This is a genomic window from Streptomyces sp. NPDC002309 (genome assembly GCF_053593375.1).
In genome coordinates this window covers 65,387-83,052 of sequence record NZ_JBSFCI010000019.1, presented here as the reverse complement: position 1 = coordinate 83,052, position 17,666 = coordinate 65,387, and the positions used below count along the sequence as shown (strand labels likewise).

Sequence of the window (17,666 nt, the reverse complement as noted above, 5' to 3'; positions counted from 1 at the left end):
CAGGCGGGGCGGGGTTTCGCGCTATTGCTTGTCCGGGCCAACGGCTAGAAGGCAAGCCGTTAATTTTTTCGGACGCGCCGGCGTCGGAAGGGTACGTGGTGGGCCCGCGTCACGGTGCCGCGTCGGAGACGAAGTCGGGGCGCGGAGCCCCGGGGCGCCGTCGAGAACAGCCAGGGCCCCACCTGGCGGGACGCAGCCGCGGGTTCCTGATGCAGGGGCGGCGCCCCGGTCACGTTCTCGGCGGGTGCGTGGTACAGCTGGGCTGTGAACCGAGTGACGAGTGTGATGTGGGCGGCGACGTCACCGGAATCGGGATGGTTCCGGGCGGGCGAGACATGTTCGGGCGCGGCGGAACTGGCCGACCGGCTGAACGCGCTGCGGGACCGAGGTCAGGGGTACCTCGAAGTCTGGCTGCAGGGCCGAGAGTTCCCGATGCTGACACTGGGCTTCCAGGGCAGTCGTGCGGTCATGCACTTGTTCGAGGGCGCCGACAGGGTGTCCCTTCTCGTCGGAGACGGCACCGCCGCGGTGGATGACATGGTCGATGTTCCGATCATGGACGAACCGGCGGCGTTCACCGGGGAGTTTGTCCTGGGCGTCGATCGCGCGTGGGCCCTGGTGCGGGACTTCATCAGGACCGGGGCGGGCCGAGGGGCGGGTGAGTGGCGCGAGTTGTAGATACATCCGTGTCCGTGAAGGGGTGAGACCGAGAGCCCTGCTCCGGCCTGGCCCTTCGCTGTGACAGACGTGCGGCCCATGGGCAGGTATGGGTACCGGTGAAGAAGATCTGCATGGACCTCGCGTACCGGTGAGCCAAGTGCCCGGCATGAACGTATGGAGACGAGGAGGGGCTGGTCCCGCCCCGCCTGCGCCGCCCGGCGGCGCGCACCTTGATTGCTAGGAGAACCACCGATGAGTACCGAACGACTGAGTGACCGGCTGGCCGGATACCAGCCTCTCGTGCTGGGGGCGTTCCGCATCGTCCTGGGCGTGCTGTTCACCAGCGAGGGCGCCGCGACCCTCTTCGGTGTGCTGGACCGGGAGGCCAGCCCCGTGGGTGACTGGCCGTTCTGGTACGCCGGAGTGATCGAGCTGGTGTGCGGTGTTCTCGTCCTCCTCGGTCTCGGGACGCGTGGCGCGGCGTTCATCAGCTCGGGAATCATGGCCTTCGCGTACTTCACCGAACACCAGAAGGACGGGCTCTTCCCCCTGCAGAACGGCGGTCTGTCCCCCGCGCTGTTCTGCTGGGGCTTCCTGCTGCTGGTCTTCTTCGGCCCCGGCTCCCTGGCCCTCTCGGGCCTGGTCTGCCGCGACCGCGCGGCCGCGCACGACGCCAGGGTGCCCGGCTCCGCCGTCTGACGCGGGGTCGGCCCCGCGGGCGGGCTGACCTTCCGCCATGGTCGGCGGCGCGAAAGGGAGCGGACGCCGTGCTTGCGTGAGCCCTGTACGCGCCCCCTGCTGAAGGGATTGTCTTACGGCGGGGCAGGTGGCTGAATCACGTCAGGTACCTCTCCGAACCGGTCGTACGTGGAAGGCAGGTGGTCGCTGGTGTTGCTGCGTGTGCCGACATCCGTGTCCGAGGCGAGGGAGTGTCTGGCCGAGGGAGCCGTGCTGATCGGCGGGGCGACGCTTCAGTGGGCCACGTGGCAGCGGGACGGCTTCCCCGCACTGGCGATGTCGCTGCGGGAGGTGCCCGAGGCCAACCTGCTGGAGCGGACCACGGTGGGGGGTGCCGTGGTGCTCCAGCGGATCGACGACCGGGTTCCCGACGCGCTGCGGCTGGCCGCCGCGCGCGTCGGAACCGGCGCGGTCCGGCGCAGCGCGACGGTCGGCGGCAACATCGTCGGCAGCACGCTGCGTTGTCTGCTGCCCGCCGCGCTCGTCCTGGAGGCGCGGGCGACGGTGCTGGAACCGGACGGTGTCCGTGAGGCAGAGCTCGCCGAGGTGGTCGCCAAGCGGCCCGTCCTGCTCAGCCTGCGCTGGCGTGAACCCGTCACCAGTGTGTTCTTCAAACTCGCCGGCGAGGTGGGAGCGGAACCGCCTCTGGTGATCGCCTCGGCGGTGCACGCCGAGGACGACGGCAGCCTGAGTCTTCGGACCGCCGTCCGGGACGGCTACGACGTGCTCGACGGCGGCGTCATGTGCACGGACGACGCCGAGGAGACGCTGCACGCGCTGCGGGCGACGGCCCTCGGCGATCTCCCGCCCGCCGTATGGGACGTCGTCCACTCGCACGTCGCGGCTTCGTTGCCCTGATCGGGGTGGGGAGGCGGTGGGGAGGCGGCCGGCCGCCTCCCCACCGCCTCCCCACCGCAGGGCAACACCCGTTCCTGACACGGACGGACCGGCTGAGGACCTGGTCCCGGCCCTGCTTGGTCCGGTCGTTCGGCCGTCCCTGCCGCTCGCGGTCAGCCCAACTCGCCGGTGCGGGCCTGCTGCCACAGGTCCACGTTGCCGGAGATGAGGGCGTGTTCGTCGATCTCGGCCAGTTCCTCGGCGGTGAAGGCGAGGTTGTCCAGCGCGGCCACGTTCTGCTCCAACTGCTCGACCCGGGACGCGCCGATGACGAGTGACGTGACGCGTTCGTCGCGCAGCGCCCAGGCCAGCGCCATCTGGGCCAGGCTCTGGCCGCGCCGGGCGGCGATGTCGTTCAGCGCGCGCAGCCGGCCGAGCGTGTCCTCGGTGAGCCAGGCCTTGTCGAAGGACTTGTCCTGGCCGGCCCGCGAGTCCTCCGGGATGCCGTCGAGATACCGTCCGGTGAGCAGGCCCTGGGCGAGGGCGGTGAAGCCGATGACGCCGAAACCCTCCTCGGCGGCGACGTCGAGCAGGCCGTCGGTCTCGATCCACCGGTTGAGCATGTTGTAGGAGGGCTGGTGGATGAGCAGCGGGGTGCCCAGCTCGCGCAGGATCGCGGCGGCCTGCCGGGAGCGCTCGGCGTCGTAGGAGGAGATGCCCACGTAGAGGGCCTTGCCCTGCCGGACCGCGGTGTCGAGCGCGGTCATCGTCTCCTCCAGCGGCGTGGTGGCGTCCAGCCGGTGGGAGTAGAAGATGTCGACGTAGTCCAGGCCCATGCGCGTCAGCGACTGGTCCAGCGAGGCCAGGACGTACTTGCGTGAGCCGCCGCCCTGGCCGTACGGGCCGGGCCACATGTCCCAGCCCGCCTTGGTGGAGACGATCAGCTCGTCGCGGTAGGGCCGCAGATCCTGCCGCATCAGCTTGCCGAAGTTGAGTTCGGCGGAGCCGTAGGGCGGACCGTAGTTGTTCGCCAGGTCGTGGTGCGTGATGCCGAGGTCGAAGGCGCGCAGCGCGATCCTGCGCTGGGACTCGAACGGCTTGTCGTCGCCGAAGTTGTGCCAGTAGCCGAGGGACAGGGCCGGGAGGTCGAGGCCCGAGTGGCCTGTCCGCCGGTAGCGCATGGCGCCGTCGTAGCGGCCGGAGTCTGCGACGTAAGGGGTCATGAGGAGCGTCTCCAAGGTGAGCGGGCGTGATGAACGCCCTGATCAGGGAGTGGTTACCACCTTGCGTCACGTCGATGGCGAAGTCCAACACGTCCCGTCCATCACACTGTGCGCTCCCACTTCTCAATCCCGTCCGGTTCGTATGTCGCCGTGCCCAAGGGCGTCCGTTCCGCGTTCTCTGATCCGAAGGGGGAACCCTGTTCAGCAAGGGCGTTGACGCCAGGCACCGATTTCCTCGGTGCCGTCAGGCCCGTACCGGCCCGGAGGCTCTGCCGATGAACCACTGCCCGAACCCCGACGTAGACCGCGACCCGGCCCTGCCGGAGCGCGGCCGCCTCCCGGAATCCACCGAAATCGGCGCCGTGAGCGTGGACACGACCGCCCTGGACCTCTTCCGCAGCATCGCCGCCGCGCTCCACCCGGGCCGCACCCGGGAGACCGTCGGGTACGACGGCGCGCGGCGTGCCGCTGGCGGGCCCGGCTCGGCCGCGTGCGAGGAGTCGGGGCGGTGAGCGCCGGCCGCTGGGTGGGTCTGGTCTTCCCGCTCCTCTTCGTGCTGGCGGCAGGCGGTGTCACCGTCATGCTGGTGCGCGACGCCCGCAGACAGGCGCGGGACGACGACGAGCAGGGCGGCTGAACGCGTCCCGCCCATGTGATCGACATGCGCGCTACTCCATTCGGAAGCAGACTTGATCCGACGTAGCCGCCCTGAGAAAGCCCGCCCACTCTCCCCCGGGAGGTGCCGTGGTCTTGATCGCGTTGCTGGTCCCAGCCCTACTACTGCTGCTCCTTCTTGCGATGGAGGCCTTCGAGGACCTCGTGTTCCCGCCGCCGGAGACACCGTCGGCGGACGAGGGCCTGGAGGACCTGCCGGAGGACCCCGTGTCCACCTGAAGGGCCGAGCCCCCCACGTACCTCGTGCGGGGGCTCGTTGTATTCAAACGTGTGATCTCATTCGCCGGACGGCGAGGCGGAGACCGCCCTGGCCGTCCGTCCGAGGGGCGAACGGCTGATGCGCGGGGGCACGCCGGTCGGCTGTCGCCTGCCGCCCGGCCGACATCGACGGCAAGAACCTGAACGCCCTCGTCAGGACGCCGTGGTTCAGCCGTGCCCCGAAGCGTCTCGCGACGTCGCCGGCGGACGCCGAGGCGTCGGCAGGTGCCCCGGCGTCGACCTCCCCGCCGGTATTGACAGGCCGGCCACCCAGGCCCCGCTCGGCGCGGGGACTCGCCCTCCGGGGGTGACGGTGCAGGGCAGGGAAGGGCCGCCACCTGCCCGTACACCCACCTGAACCCGTGTGGATGACCGGTGCCGACCGCACCCTTGCCGCATCAGGAAACCACCTGCTTCCATCAAGTTAGGAAAGTTTCCTATCGGTCACGCCCATGAACGGAGTTCAGGTGAAACTGAGGCTCAAGCTGTTACCCCCGGCAGCCGTGGCGGCCGCGATCGGCGGCGCGCTGCTCCTGGCGACGGCCGTCGTCCCCGCCGCCGCGACATCCGCCCAGCCGGCCGCGCCGGTCGGCCGATCGGCCTCCGACGTCGCCACCACCACGCAGGCCACCACGCGGACCGCGACGGACGCCCGCGCCGCGGCGGCCACCCCGGTCTCCCTCAACGGACAGCTCCGGGTCTGCGGCACCAAGCTCTGCAACAGCCGCGGGAACCCCGTCCAGTTGCGCGGCATGAGCACGCACGGCACCCAGTGGTACCCGCACTGTCTGACCAGCGGTTCCCTGGACGCCCTGGCCCAGGACTGGAAGGCCGACGTCCTGCGGGTCTCGACCTATGTCCAGGAGGGCGGGTACGAGACGAATCCCACGCACTTCACCAACCTCGCCAACTCCCTGATCCAGCAGGCGACCGACCGCGGCATGTACGTGATCGTCGACTGGCACATGCTCACCCCGGGCGACCCCCACGCCAACCTGAGCAACGCGCGGAAGTTCTTCACCGACATCGCCAACCGCAACAAGGCCAAGAACAACATCCTCTACGAGATCGCCAACGAACCCAGTGGCGTGAGCTGGTCCCGTATCAAGAGCTACGCGGAACAGATCATCCCGACGATCCGGAACATCGACTCCGACGCCCCCGTGCTGGTCGGCACCCGCGCCTGGTCCTCGTTCGGTGTCTCCGAGGGCGCGAACGAGTCCGAGGTGGTGAACAACCCGGTCAGGGCCTCGAACATCATGTACACCTTCCACTTCTACGCCGACTCGCACCGCGACGAGTACCTGGCGACCCTCTCCCGTGCCGCCGACGCGCTCCCGGTCTTCGTCACGGAGTTCGGCACCCAGAACTACGCCGGCGAGGGCAACAACGACTTCGCCATGTCGCAGCGCTACCTCGACCTCATGGCGAGCAAGAAGATCAGCTGGGTGAACTGGAACTTCTCCGACGACCACCGCACCGGCGCCGTCTTCAAGACCGGTACCTGCAACAACCCCGGTTCCTGGGTCGGTACCGGACCGTTGAAGCCCGCCGGCGTCTGGATCCGTGAGCGCGTCAGGACCCCCGACGCCTTCCCGGCCGGCTGACTCCTGACGTCCGGCAGCCGGCTCCCGCTCGGGCGGCGTCCCTTTCGGACAGGGCGACGCCCGAGCATCTGGAGTGCGCGGTCAGGCCGCTCCCCCCGCCGCGATGCGCAGCCTGATCGTCCGTGCCTCGGGGCGCAGCACGAACTCGGGGGACACGTCGGGGCCGCAGGCCCGTGAGCCGAGCCCGTGCTGGGCCGCGTCGACGATCAGATGCGTGACCGCCGAGTCGGGGAGCTCGAAGGGATGTCCGGCTCGGGCGATCTGCTGAGGGGTGTGCCGGCTGAGGGTGAAGCCGGGGCGCCGGCCGTGCACGTCGGGGACGGCCACCACCCGGAGCACCTCGGCGGCGGCGCTCGTCAGCGTCAGCGAGCGCAACCCGGAGCGGTGCCCGGTCTCCTGGGGGCGGGCGTAGTCCACGCAGAGGTCACCGACGCCGGCGGAGAAGCGGCCGGTGCGGGCCGCGCGCAGGCTGTCCGGGTAGGACTCCAGCGGGCCGAGTCCGAACCACTCGGCGCCGTCGACCGGAGCCGCGCCGTCGGGCAGGTCGAAGCCGATGCCGATCCTGGGCCACACCGTGCGCCAGCCGCTCGACGGCTCGATCTCCACGCGCAGTTCCAGTTCGCCGTCCTCGAGCGACCAGACGGACTCGACCGTCACCGACAGGGCGGAGTTCGCCGCCGAGACCCGGTCGACGGTACGCAGGGCGTCCGCCGCCTGTTCCACCGCCACGCGTCGGCTGACCAGGCGGTCCAGCCCGTCGCGACGCCACAGGTCGGCGTCGGACATTCCCGTCGTGCCGGCGTCGCCGTTCTCGACTCCGTCGGAGGGGCTCTCGTCGTTGTCGGTGGGCGCGCGGAACAACTGCAGCCGAGGCCCGGTGACGCAGCGGTCGGCCAGCCGGACCAGAGATCCGCCGGCGAACTCGGCGATGCCGAGCGTCAGCGTGCCGTCACCCGGCCGCCAGTCACCTCGCGGCCGGAGCGCGGGGACCACGGCCCGTGCCGAGCGGTCCTGTTGGGCGGTCGCGACCACATGTCCTTCCGGTGCCCAGTCGGCGGGCGCCGCGAGCACCGCGTCGACCGTGAGCCAGGTCTCGGCGTGCGGCGCCACCACGATCCTCGGCAGCCCCGCCACTGCCGACCCGCCCGCGGCGACGGCGGGAACGTCCAGCTCCCCGGAGTCCACGAGTGTTCCGTCGTGCTCGACGCGCCACAGGAAGCGCAGGTCCGAGGTGTCGGCCGAGTGACGCAGGTTCGTGATCGTGAGCTTGTCGTCGTCGAAGCCGAAGCGGACCGGCTGCACCACGGCCTTGAACTCGTGCAGGCTGGGCGTCGGCTCGTCATTGCTCAACAGCATGCCGTCCATGACGAAGTTGCCGTCGTGCACGACCTCGCCGAAGTCACCGCCGTAGGCGTAGTACGGCGTGCCGTCGGGTGTCGTGGCCAGGATGCCATGGTCGCGCCACTCCCAGACGAACCCCCCGTGCAGCCGCGGAAATCGGTGGACCAGCGCCTCGTACTCGTCCAGGGCGCCGGGGCCGTTGCCCATCGCGTGGGCGTACTCGCACAGCAGGAACGGCTTGGAGCGCTGCCGGGCGCTCTGCGCGGGAGTGCAGCCGAAGAGCACGGACGGTGCGCCGTCGGTGCCGATCTGCTCGGTCTCCGGCACCGAGGCGTACATCCGGGAGTAGACGTCGGTGTACTCGCCGGTGTGGTCGCCCTCGTAGTGCACGGGGCGTTCGGCGTCGCGGGCGTGGACCCAGGCCGACATGGCGGCGAGGTTGCTCCCGGTTCCCGCTTCGTTGCCCAGCGACCAGATGACGACGCTGGGGTGGTTCTTGTCGCGTTCGACGGTGCGCTCGACGCGGTCGAGGTAGGCCGCGCGCCAGGTGGGGTCGTCGCTCGGGTTGCCGACCCAGTCCACCTTGTCGAAGCCGTGCGTCTCCAGATCGCATTCCAGGACGACCCAGAAGCCCAGCTCGTCGGCGAGGTCGAGGAGCCGCGGATGCGGGGGGTAGTGGCTGGTGCGGATCGCGTTGACGTTGAACCGCTTCATGCGCGCCAGGTCCTCGCGGGCGTGCGCCTCGTCGAAGACACGGCCGCGCTCCGGGTGCGTCTCGTGCCGGTTGACCCCGTGGAAGACGACGCGGCGGCCGTTCACCAGGAAGCGGTCGCCGCGGATCTCGACCGTACGGAATCCGACCCGCAGCGCGATGCTCTCCGCGGCCGTCGACACGGTGGCGTCGTACAGCCGCGGCCGCTCGGCCGACCAGGGCTCCACCTCGGCCACGTCCAGCGGGGACACGTCGGCCGCCGTCGCCCAGACCTGCTCGACGCCCAGTTCGGGGATGCGCAGGGTGACGGGGAACGCCGCGGCGTCGGCGGTCACCTCCGGTACGACGTGTCCGCGGCCGTCGTCGAACCCGGTCCGCAGCCAGACGTCCTCGATACCCCCGGCCGGCCGGGCGAGCAGGGTGACGTCGCGGAAGATGCCCGGCAGCCACCACTGGTCCTGGTCCTCGACGTAACTGGCCGCCGACCACTGGTGCACCCGCACGGCGACGACGTTGTCGCCCGTGCGCACCGCGGAGGTGATGTCGAACTCGTGAGCCAGCCGGCTGCCGCTGGCGCTGCCGATCTCGACGCCGTTGACCCACACCTTGAAGAGCGACTCGACACCGTCGAACCGCAGCACGACGCGCTCGGCGTCCGCCCAGTCGGCGGGGACGTCGAAGTGACGGCGGTGGTCGCCGGTGGGGTTCTCGTCCGGGACGTGGGGCGGATCGATCGGGAACGGGAACTGGATGTTCGTGTAGACCGGCCGGCCGTGGGCCCCGTCGTCCTGGAGCACCCAGTGCGAGGGCACCGCGATGTCGTCCCAGTCGTGGTCGTCGAAGTCCTCGGTGGCGAAGTCCTCCGGCACCGATGCCACGGGTGAGAGACGGAAGCGCCAGGGACCGTTCAGGGAACGTGAGGGCGCGTCGGAGTGCAGCCACGAGCGCGCCGGGCGCAGCGCACCACGCGCGGGTGTGGGGTCCGAAACGTACGCGGAGAGCTCGGATGACAAGGAGTCACAACTTTCGTCATAGCAAGGGGGAAGGTCGTGGTGGGGGAGGGTCACCGGAGCACGACGGTCCGGATCTCCCACGGTCCGAGGACGAGGTCGAGCCCGTCCCGCGCGGTCGTCCGCGACAGCGGCCGGCCGAGCAGGTCGACCGTGGTGGCCTCGGCGAACGGGCCGGTCACGCGGACGGTCGTGGTGGTGTCGCTCATCGCGGTCACACGGACCTCGGTGCCGGGTCCGTGCTCGTCGTCGGTGACACGGCGGATGCTGGAGACGTGGACGTCGTCGCCGTCCACCCGTACGCCGCTCGCGTCGGGCGGCAACTGACCGCCGGCGGGCGCGGTCCCGCGGGTGACGAGCACGTCGCTGCGGAACTCCTCGGCGAGGGCGACGGCGTCGCAGCCCTGCCAGCCGGTCGCGGACGGCACGACGGCGAAGCGGTTCTCGATCCGCATGCCGAGGTCCTGCGCGCCCGGCGCGGGGATCTCGCTCGCCGCGGGTTCGTCGCGGAGCGGGTGGATGTTGACGCTGATCGATCCGATCGCGCGCAGCAGGGTGAGGGCGAGCGCGGAACCCTCGTCGACGAGTTCGTACTCGCCGGAGTGGTCGAGCAGGACGGTGGCGGCGCCCGCCGACACGAAGGAACTCGCGGGGAAGGTCGGCAGCGGGTACTCGCCCCAGCCTCCCTCGGCGGTGAGTCCGCGCTCGGTGACGGCGAACTGCCCGGCGGAGGCGGACGTGGTGACGGGTTCGGGCAGCGGCACATGCAAGCGCAGCCGGTGATCGGCGCTCTGGTTCAGGAAGGACGTGGTGATCCGGACGAACGGCTCACCCGCGCGCACCTCCACCAACATCTCCACCGGCGTCGGCACGGTCCGGTCGCCGCGCAGGTCGCGGTCCGGGGAGAGCGCCACCGGCCAGTCGTAGACACGGGTGACACGCAGCCGGGAGCGCAGCGGGCCGCTCTCCAGGAGGTCGACGGAGACGTGTGCCGGCTCCGACACCAGGACGTCCCGCGCCGGGGGAGCGTAGTTGTAGCTGTCGCCGCGGTCGCCGCCGTCGACGAGCCGGCCCACTCCCCTCAGGACGCTGCCGTCCGCCCCGGTCACGTCCAGGGTCCCGTCCGCGGCGACCGCGACCTCGACAAGGCCGTTCGACAGCGTGCCGGCCGTCGCCGTGGCGGGTGCGAGACCCGGGGCCGGGACGGCGGCCAGGTCGGCCGCCTCCACCCGGAAGCTCGTCAGTCCGGAGGCGGGGACGCGCACCGGCACCAGCGCGGTGGCGCGGGCCTCCGCCAGCGTCCGTACCCGCCACTCACCCGGGTGCGCGGCGGCCGCGGCGGCGACCTCGCGGCGCAGGATCAGCAGATCGAAGGGCCCGCCGGACGGCACCTCGGCGAGGTGGAAGACCAGGGCGCCCGCGGTGAGTTCGTAGCGGTCGATCAGCAGGCCGAACAGCTCACGGCGGTGGATGCGGCGCAGCACCCGCTCCAGCTGCGAGGCGTCCATGCGCTCGTCGCTGAGCACGGTCGGTGCCTCGGAGATCAACTGCACGGGCTGCGCGGAGCCGTCGGCGGCCGTCGCGACCAGTGCGGTCCCCTCCGCCGGGGCGACGACGTCCACCTCGACCAGCGCGGTACGCGCCGAGGGCAGGGTGTTGGCCACCAGGTGGCCGTCGCTCGGCACCCGGGCGGCGGGCTCGGCGAGCGCCGCGTCCCGTACGGCGCGTGCCGTCTGCGCGGCCTCGGCGAGCCGGGCGTCGACCTGGTCGCAGGTCTCGTCGGTGCCCGAGCCGACCACCGAGTCGTGCGCCGTGGACTCGATGATCTTGTGCCAGGCCAGCGAGAGGAACGGCGCGTCGTCGCGCCCGGACCACAGGGCGTTGACCCGCTCGGCGTGGTCGACGGTGCGCTCGGCCACGGCCATCCGCTGCTTGAGCCCGAGCCGCACGGACAGCACGCCGGGAAGGATGTTGCCGCGTACATGGCTGCGCAGCTCACCGGTGACGACGGCGGTCACTTCGTCGCGTGCGTGCTCCCGGATGTACTCGTCGAGCGTCGCGACGGTGATGGCCCGCTTCTCGTCGGCAGCCTGCCGCAGCCAGGCCGTCAGTCGCGGATCGGGCGCGTTGTGGTCGGTGCCGGCCATGGCCAGCACCGGATCGCCACCCCAGCGCTCGGCCGTCATCTCGGCGTACTCGCCGAGCGCGCGGCCTATCCGGTCGGGGACCAGCAGCACGTCGAGGCCGTTGTCGTAGCCGTCGAAGAGGAACTCGGTGCGCACCTCGGAGCCGTCGGGGGCACGCCAGCGGAACGCGTGGCCCTCGACGGAGCCGGGCACACCGCGCCACAGCGCCGCGTGCTCGAACCCGGCGCGCGCCAGGATCTGCGGCATCTGCGCGACATGGCCGAACATGTCCGGCAGATAGCCCACGGGCATCGCACCGCCGAGGGCCTCCGCTGCGGCACACCCCATCTGGAGGTTGCGCACGATGGTCTCGCCGGAGCAGAGGAATTCGTCGAGCAGGATCAGCCACGGCCCGATGGCGAGTCTGCCCTCGCGGACCAGGGCCACGACGCGCGCGCGGTTCTCCGGGCGCATCTCCAGATAGTCCTCCAGCGCGGCCATCTGACCGTCGACGGTGAACCGGAAGTCCGGGTGCGCCTCGGCCGTCTCCAGCACGGTGTCGAGAGCGGTGACGAGCCGGTGCCGGAACACCTGGAAGGGCTCGTACCACTCACGGTCCCAGTGGAAGTGGGGCACGAAGACGGCGGAGTTCTGCATGGGGAGGGGGACCTTCTGTGCTGGCGGGGGGATGGTCACTTGAGGGATCCGGCGGCGAGCCCGGTGCGCCAGAACCGCTGGAGGAGGATGAACACGATGATCACGGGCACGATCGACACCAGCGAGCCGGTGATCACGGACTGCTGCAGCAGCGGGGCGCGCGCGGTCTGGCCGTTCCATTGGTACAGGCCGAGGGTGATCGGGAAGAGCGACTCCTTCTGGAGCATCACCATCGGCAGGAAGAAGTTGTTCCAGATGGCGACGAACTGGAACAGGAAGATCGTCACCAGTGCCGGCGTCATCAGCTTGAACGCCACCGAGAAGAACGTGCGGAACTCTCCCGCGCCGTCCAGCCGCGCCGACTCGATGAGCTCCTGAGGCACCGCCGCGTTGGCGAAGATACGCGCGAGATAGACGCCGAAGGGGCTGACGATGCTGGGCAGGAACACGGCGAGGTAGGTGTTGACGAGCCCGGTCGCCGAGAACAGCAGGAACAGCGGGAGCGCCAGCGCCGTGGTGGGGACGAGCACACCGCCGAGGACGACCGAGAACAGGAACTCGCGGCCCCGGAACCGGAACTTGGCGAGCGCGTAGCCGCACAACGCGGAGATGAGGGTCCCGACGGCGGCGCCCAGCACCGCGTAGATGACGGTGTTCAGGGCCCACCGGCCGAAGACGCCGTCGCTGCGGGTGAACAGCACATGCAGGTTCTCGAACAGGTTGAAGTCCGAGAGCAGGAGGCCGTTGGTGGAGGCGAGGTCACCCTGGGGCTTGGTCGCCGCGACGATCAGGAAGTAGACCGGCAGCAGGAAGTACATGGTCAGCAGGAGCATCAGAGCCATGACGGCCGTGCGGCTGACCCGGCTCTCGCGGATCGCGGATCGGTTGCTCACAGGCCCGCCTTCTTCGAGGTCAGTCGCATGAAACCGAAGCTCAGGACGAAGGTGATGACGGCGATGACCACGGAGATCGCCGCGGCCTGCTGGTAGTTGTTCCCGGACGCCACCGCGTACGCGAGCATGTTCGGTGTGAACGTGCTGGAGATGTTCGAGGAGATCTGACGCAGCACCGCCGGCTCGGCGTAGAGCTGCAGGGTGCCGATGATCGAGAACACCGTGGTCAGGACGATGGAGGGCGCGATGATCGGAACCTTGATCCGCCACGCGATCGTCCAGTTGTTCGCGCCGTCGATCTTGGCGGCCTCGTACAGCTCCTGGGGTATGGACTGCAGCGCCGCGTACATGATCAGCATGTTGTAGCCGGTCCACAGCCAGGTGGAGACGTTCGCCGCCGACCACAGCACGGCTCCGGGACCGAGGAAGTCGGGCTCGAGACCGACGCCCTTCAGCAGGTCCACCACGGGGCTCAGCTGCGGCGAGTACAGATACGACCACATGATCGCGGCGATGACCCCGGGCACGGCGTACGGCATGAACGCCGTGATCCGGAAGAACGACTTGAGCCTCAGCAGCGGAGTGTCCAGGAGCAGCGCCATGACCAGCGCGATGAACAGCATGACCGGCACCTGCACGACACCGAACAGTCCGATGCGCCCGATGCTGGCCCAGAACTCGCTGTTCTGGAAGACCTGCGCGTACTGCTCGAAGCCGCCGAAGGTGGTGTACGACGTCCCGTACTGACCGCCGGTGCGGCGCACGACGCGGACGCTCTGCCAGAGCGCGTAGCCCACCGGTACCAGGTAGAACAGCACGAAGGGGAGGAAGAAGGGAATCAGGAACGCGACGACGGTGCCCGCCCGGGGGCCGCCGCCGTCGAGACGACGACGGCGGCCCCGGGGCGACGCCACCGCGCGGGTCGCGCGGGGTGCGATGTCGGTCATGCTGTGGTCACTTGCCCGCCGCGGCCGGGATGGCCTGGTCCTGCATCGACTTCAGGGCTGCCTCCTGGGCGGCCGCGAGCGCGTCGGTCAGCTTGCCGTCACCGGCCGCCGCCTTGGCCAAGGCGTCCTGAAGCGCCAGGTTCACCGTCTTCTGCGTGGGACCCCAGGTGAAGCTGGTGTCGACCTGCTGGGACGACTTGGCGAAGACGTCGAATATCTTCTGGTCGCCGTAGTACGGCACACCCTTGGAGAGCGCCGGAAGCTCCAGCCCCGCGGTGGCCGCCGGGTAGAGGCCGCCGAGCTCGTTCTCCAGCGCGAGCGCCTCCGGGTCGGTGTTCAGCCACGTGTTGAACTTGACCGACTCGTACAGGTGCTTGCTGCCCTTCATGAACGCGACCGTCGAACCGCCCCAGTTGCCGGACGTCTCGTTCGCGCCCCACTTGGGCATCGGGACGATCGTCCACTTGCCCGCCTGCTTGGGGAGGTTGTCGCGGAACATGCTGTAGCCCCAGGCCGCGCCGATGTAGCTGGCGATCTGGTCCTTCTGGTACGCGGCGTACATCTGCGTGGAGCCGTGGGCGAGGTCGGTGCGCACGGCGTCGTCGGAGATCAGCTCCTGCCAGTAGTCGGCGACCTGCTTGCTCTGCTCCGACTCCACCGTGACGTGCCACTTGTCGCCGGCGTAGTCGTACATCTTCACGTTGTTCTGCCAGAGCAGGCCGTTGAACCACTCGGCGTTGTTCGGATCGAAGTACGTGATGGTGAGGTCGGAGTCCGCCTTGTGCAGCTTCTCCGCGGCGGCGGCGTACTCGTCCCAGGTCGTGGGGATCGGCACGCCGTGCTTCTCGAAGATGTCGCCGCGCACGAACAGGGCCATCGGGCCCGTGTCCTGCGGGAGGGCGAACACCCCGGTGTCACCGAAGCTGGACTGCGACCAGGTCCACGGAACGAACTTCGACTTGGCCGCCGTGGCGTCCGCGCAGGCCGACACGTCGACGAACGCGTCCTGGGTGCGCAGGTTGGGGAGCTGGTCGTAGCCGACCTGCGCGAGGTCGGGTGCCTTGCCCGCCTTGAGCGCGTTGCCGATGGCACCGTACTGGTCGTTGGAGATGTTCTTCATCTCGACCTGGATGTCAGGGTTCTTCTTGTTCCACAGGTCGACGACCTTGTCCATGCCCGGAACGGCGTTCCAGTACTGGAGCGTGACCTTGCCCTTCGCCGGCTCGCAGGAGCCCGCGGACGCGTTGTCGGACGAGGGGGATGAGGAACACCCGGCAAGTACGGCGATGCTCGCCGCCGTGGCGACGACGGCGGCGAGGCGGGTGCGTGTGACTGTCCTGCTCATATCTTCCGTTCCAGAGAGCGTCTAGCGGTGGGCGCTAGGCGGGTCGACGTTGACACCTGAGGCGGGATGCCTTCTGGTTGGAATCAGGTTCCGTGAGCGGTAACGTGAGCGCTCACGGGAGCGGTAACGGCGGGGTGACGGGGGTGTTGTTGCGAAGTGATTGGGAGTGTGCGCTTCGGTGCGGTCGGGTGTCAAGGAATCGACGGCCGCCAGGCGTCGACGACAACGTGGAGGTGAGTGATGGCGGCGTCGGGGACGGGCCCTCGCAGGGTGACGATCGACGATGTGGCCCGCTTTGCCGGGGTGTCCCGGCAGACCGTGTCACGCGCGCTCAACGACAAGGGCGAGATCGGGGACTCCACGAAGCAGCGCGTCCTCGACGCCGCCCTTGAGCTGGGGTACCGCCCGAGCCGTTTCGCCAGGGGGCTCGTCCGGCAGGACACGATCAGTGTGGGGCTCGTGATCCCCGATCTGCTCAACCCGTTCTTCACCGAGGTCGCGGCGGCCGCGCTGGACGCGGCGCGGGGACGCGGCTGGCACGTCGTCGTCTACGACACCGGGGACCGCATCGAGGAGGAGCGCGGCACGCTGGAGGTGATCGCCTCGCAGGTGGACGCCGTCGTGGGCTACCTGAGCCAGAGCGAGGCCGAGATCGACAGGCTGACCCGTGGGCTGCCCGTGGTGCTGATCGACCGCGAGCACCACGCCGAGCGGTTCAGCACGATCCGGATCGACGGCAAGGAAGGCGTCCACGCGGCGATCAGGCATCTGGTCGAGTCGGGCCACCGGCACATCGGCATGCTGGACCACGCGGGCCGGTCCGAGCCGAGCATCCGCCACGAGTGGTTCGCGGACGCGATGGCCGCCTGCGGGCTGGACGCCGGGGCGGTGAGCCGCGCGGACCAGAGCGTCGAGGGCGGGGAGAACGCGCTGAAGCAGCTGCTCGCCGCCCGTCCCGACGTCACCGCCGTGTTCACGTTCAACGACATCATCGCGATCGGAGCACTGCGCGCCGCGCGCCGGCTCGGGCGGACCGTGCCCGAGGACCTCGCCGTGATCGGCTTCGACGGTCTCCGGCTCGGGGAACTCGTGGAGCCGCCCCTGTCCACCGTGGCCCTGGACACCCGCCGGCTGGGTGCTCTCGCGGTCGAGCAGACGGCCCGCCTGCTGACCAGGAGCGCCCCGCTGAGCGGGGACGAACTGGTGGTGCGGGCGGAGCTGCGGCGACGGGAGTCGGCGTGAAATCACGGTTGTCGGGGGTGCCGGAGGGGGACCGGGAACAGCCGCCGTCACAGGGGTCCCGGGCCCCGGGCCCGCACGGCCGGAGTAGCGCCGCTCCGGCTGACGACCCGTCTGTTCCCTTTCCGTGGACCGCTGTACGGCGTCCGCCGGCCCGCGGGTCCGCGGGATCGGCGCCGGTGCGGGAGATCGGCGGGCCGAGGCGGCCGTAGGGGAGCAGTGGCGCATAGGGTGATCGCATGTCTGCCTCTTTGAGCCCTGCGAGAACCCGTGCCGCACTCCGTGCCTCGGCGCGCATATCGGCGGAGCTGCTGCTGGTCCTCGTCGGGACCGCGGTGGTGCTCTGGCTTCTCGGCCGGATGTGGCCGATCGTCTGGCCCCTTGTCATCGGCCTGCTCCTCACCACGCTGACCTGGCCCGCCGCCCGGTTCCTGCGTCGTCACAGCTGGCCGCCGGCCCTGGCCGCGTCGGTGGTGACCGTGCTCTTCCTCGCGGTCGCCGCCGGGGCTGTGGCACTCATCGCCGTCCCGGTCGCCTCGCAGTCCGGCGAGCTGACCGAGGGAGTGGTCGAGGGCATCCAGCGTGTACGGGAGTGGGCCGCGGGGCCGCCGCTCAACATCGGCGACGATCAGATCACCACCGCTCTGGACACCACGACCGACCGTGTCCAGAACAGCGTCGGCAGCCTGGTGACGACCCTCGCCACCGGAGTGGGCACCGTCGTCAACGGAGTGGTGACGGCCGTCCTCGCCCTCTTCCTCATGTTCTTCTTCCTCAAGGACGGGCCGCGCTTCCTGCCCTGGCTGGCGCGTCAGCTCCCCGGGCGCCTCGCGGCCGACGTCCCGGCCGTCGCCGAACGCGGCTGGGAGACGCTCGGCGCCTTCGTCCGCTCGCAGGCGGCGGTCGGTCTGCTGGACGCCGTCCTCATCGGCATCGGCCTGTGGGTCCTGGACGTCCCGCTGGTCCTCCCGCTGGCCGTGCTCACCTTCGTGTGCGCCTTCGTGCCGATCATCGGCGCGCTGTTCGCCGGATCCGTCGCCGTGCTCATCGCCCTGGTGTCGAACGGGCCGACGGACGCCCTGATAGTGCTGGCTGTCATCATCGTCGTCCAGCAGTTGGAGGGCAATGTCTTCCAGCCCATGATCCAGAGCCGGGGACTCGGCCTGCACGCGGCGGTCGTCCTGCTCGCGGTCACCCTGGGCGGCAGCCTGGCGGGCATCGTGGGCAGCCTGCTCGCCGTTCCGGTCGCCGCGCTGATCGCGGTGGTCTGGAACTATGTGCGCACCCAGTTGTCCGAGCCGCCGCACGATCCGGTGGGCGTCCCGGGTCCCGGCCGCGGCACCGACCCGGAACCGGCCACGGCACCGCTCTCGGCCTGACGGACCAAGGCCTCGCTCC

15 protein-coding genes are annotated in these 17,666 nt (G+C 70.2%); 9 read left to right on the top strand and 6 right to left on the bottom strand.

What is annotated here, in order from left to right:
• Positions 1-264 precede the first annotated feature (264 nt).
• The 3 genes from ACWCPM_RS17835 (at position 265) to ACWCPM_RS17825 (ending at position 2,256) form a co-directional block, all read left to right on the top strand.
• Positions 265-678, top strand: coding sequence for a hypothetical protein (locus tag ACWCPM_RS17835; protein ID WP_450977124.1), 414 nt, complete (start codon positions 265-267; stop codon positions 676-678).
• Between the two features lie 234 nt (positions 679-912).
• Positions 913-1,359 carry a DoxX family protein gene (locus ACWCPM_RS17830; RefSeq protein ID WP_450977123.1) on the top strand — a complete coding sequence of 149 codons (447 nt, stop codon included), beginning with the start codon at positions 913-915 and terminating at the stop codon, positions 1,357-1,359.
• A gap of 189 nt (positions 1,360-1,548) precedes the next feature.
• The gene (locus ACWCPM_RS17825) at positions 1,549-2,256 is read left to right on the top strand and encodes an FAD binding domain-containing protein (protein WP_450977122.1); all 708 of its coding nucleotides are present in this window, start codon (positions 1,549-1,551) and stop codon (positions 2,254-2,256) included.
• 152 nt (positions 2,257-2,408) lie between these two features.
• On the opposite strand, the gene mgrA is transcribed toward ACWCPM_RS17825, so the two are convergent.
• On the bottom strand, positions 2,409-3,458 hold the full coding sequence (mgrA, locus tag ACWCPM_RS17820; RefSeq protein WP_450977121.1) for an L-glyceraldehyde 3-phosphate reductase: 1,050 nt from the start codon (positions 3,456-3,458) through the stop codon (positions 2,409-2,411).
• A gap of 275 nt (positions 3,459-3,733) precedes the next feature.
• Between mgrA and ACWCPM_RS17815 the strand changes: the two genes are divergently transcribed.
• The 4 genes from ACWCPM_RS17815 to ACWCPM_RS17800 all read left to right on the top strand — a co-directional run bounded on the left by ACWCPM_RS17815 (position 3,734) and on the right by ACWCPM_RS17800 (position 5,998).
• On the top strand, positions 3,734-3,970 hold the full coding sequence (locus tag ACWCPM_RS17815; protein WP_450977120.1) for a hypothetical protein: 237 nt from the start codon (positions 3,734-3,736) through the stop codon (positions 3,968-3,970).
• Complete coding sequence (locus tag ACWCPM_RS17810; protein ID WP_450977119.1) at positions 3,967-4,095, top strand: hypothetical protein; 129 nt, start codon at positions 3,967-3,969, stop codon at positions 4,093-4,095. Before ACWCPM_RS17815 ends, ACWCPM_RS17810 begins: the two co-directional genes overlap by 4 nt.
• 107 nt (positions 4,096-4,202) lie before the next feature.
• A complete protein-coding gene (locus tag ACWCPM_RS17805; RefSeq protein WP_450977118.1) occupies positions 4,203-4,352 on the top strand; it encodes a hypothetical protein in 150 nt (49 codons plus the stop codon).
• Positions 4,353-4,843: 491 nt separating this feature from the next.
• Positions 4,844-5,998: a glycoside hydrolase family 5 protein gene (locus ACWCPM_RS17800; protein ID WP_450977117.1), complete on the top strand. Its 1,155-nt coding sequence runs from the start codon at positions 4,844-4,846 to the stop codon at positions 5,996-5,998.
• Between the two features lie 81 nt (positions 5,999-6,079).
• Here the strand turns inward: ACWCPM_RS17800 and ACWCPM_RS17795 are convergent, their stop codons facing one another.
• The 5 genes from ACWCPM_RS17795 to ACWCPM_RS17775 are packed head-to-tail and all read right to left on the bottom strand — an operon-like array spanning position 6,080 to position 15,029.
• On the bottom strand, positions 6,080-9,064 hold the full coding sequence (locus ACWCPM_RS17795) for a glycoside hydrolase family 2 TIM barrel-domain containing protein (protein WP_450977116.1): 2,985 nt from the start codon (positions 9,062-9,064) through the stop codon (positions 6,080-6,082).
• A 50-nt stretch (positions 9,065-9,114) separates the two neighbouring features.
• Complete coding sequence (locus ACWCPM_RS17790; protein WP_450977115.1) at positions 9,115-11,844, bottom strand: glycoside hydrolase family 38 N-terminal domain-containing protein; 2,730 nt, start codon at positions 11,842-11,844, stop codon at positions 9,115-9,117.
• 35 nt (positions 11,845-11,879) lie between these two features.
• Positions 11,880-12,686, bottom strand: coding sequence for a carbohydrate ABC transporter permease (locus ACWCPM_RS17785; RefSeq protein WP_450977173.1), 807 nt, complete (start codon positions 12,684-12,686; stop codon positions 11,880-11,882).
• Between the two features lie 47 nt (positions 12,687-12,733).
• Positions 12,734-13,684 (bottom strand): carbohydrate ABC transporter permease, encoded by a 951-nt coding sequence (locus tag ACWCPM_RS17780; protein ID WP_450977114.1) that lies wholly within the window; start codon positions 13,682-13,684, stop codon positions 12,734-12,736.
• 7 nt (positions 13,685-13,691) lie between these two features.
• On the bottom strand, positions 13,692-15,029 hold the full coding sequence (locus ACWCPM_RS17775; RefSeq protein ID WP_450977113.1) for an ABC transporter substrate-binding protein: 1,338 nt from the start codon (positions 15,027-15,029) through the stop codon (positions 13,692-13,694).
• Between the two features lie 240 nt (positions 15,030-15,269).
• Here ACWCPM_RS17775 and ACWCPM_RS17770 point away from each other — a divergent pair, with 240 nt between their 5' ends.
• The gene (locus tag ACWCPM_RS17770) at positions 15,270-16,271 is read left to right on the top strand and encodes a LacI family DNA-binding transcriptional regulator (RefSeq protein WP_450977112.1); all 1,002 of its coding nucleotides are present in this window, start codon (positions 15,270-15,272) and stop codon (positions 16,269-16,271) included.
• A 236-nt stretch (positions 16,272-16,507) separates the two neighbouring features.
• Positions 16,508-17,647 (top strand): AI-2E family transporter, encoded by a 1,140-nt coding sequence (locus ACWCPM_RS17765; protein ID WP_450977111.1) that lies wholly within the window; start codon positions 16,508-16,510, stop codon positions 17,645-17,647.
• The last annotated feature ends 19 nt before the right edge of the window (positions 17,648-17,666 follow it).

Coding starts and splice junctions, on each gene's coding strand:
- ACWCPM_RS17815 (WP_450977120.1), top strand. CDS start 3,734: ATGAACCACTGCCCGAACCCCGACGTAGACCGCGACCCGGCCCTGCCG.
- ACWCPM_RS17800 (WP_450977117.1), top strand. CDS start 4,844: ATGAACGGAGTTCAGGTGAAACTGAGGCTCAAGCTGTTACCCCCGGCA.
- ACWCPM_RS17830 (WP_450977123.1), top strand. CDS start 913: ATGAGTACCGAACGACTGAGTGACCGGCTGGCCGGATACCAGCCTCTC.
- ACWCPM_RS17770 (WP_450977112.1), top strand. CDS start 15,270: ATGGCGGCGTCGGGGACGGGCCCTCGCAGGGTGACGATCGACGATGTG.
- ACWCPM_RS17790 (WP_450977115.1), bottom strand. CDS start 11,844: ATGCAGAACTCCGCCGTCTTCGTGCCCCACTTCCACTGGGACCGTGAG.
- ACWCPM_RS17780 (WP_450977114.1), bottom strand. CDS start 13,684: ATGACCGACATCGCACCCCGCGCGACCCGCGCGGTGGCGTCGCCCCGG.
- ACWCPM_RS17775 (WP_450977113.1), bottom strand. CDS start 15,029: ATGAGCAGGACAGTCACACGCACCCGCCTCGCCGCCGTCGTCGCCACG.
- mgrA (WP_450977121.1), bottom strand. CDS start 3,458: ATGACCCCTTACGTCGCAGACTCCGGCCGCTACGACGGCGCCATGCGC.
- ACWCPM_RS17785 (WP_450977173.1), bottom strand. CDS start 12,686: ATGGCTCTGATGCTCCTGCTGACCATGTACTTCCTGCTGCCGGTCTAC.
- ACWCPM_RS17765 (WP_450977111.1), top strand. CDS start 16,508: ATGTCTGCCTCTTTGAGCCCTGCGAGAACCCGTGCCGCACTCCGTGCC.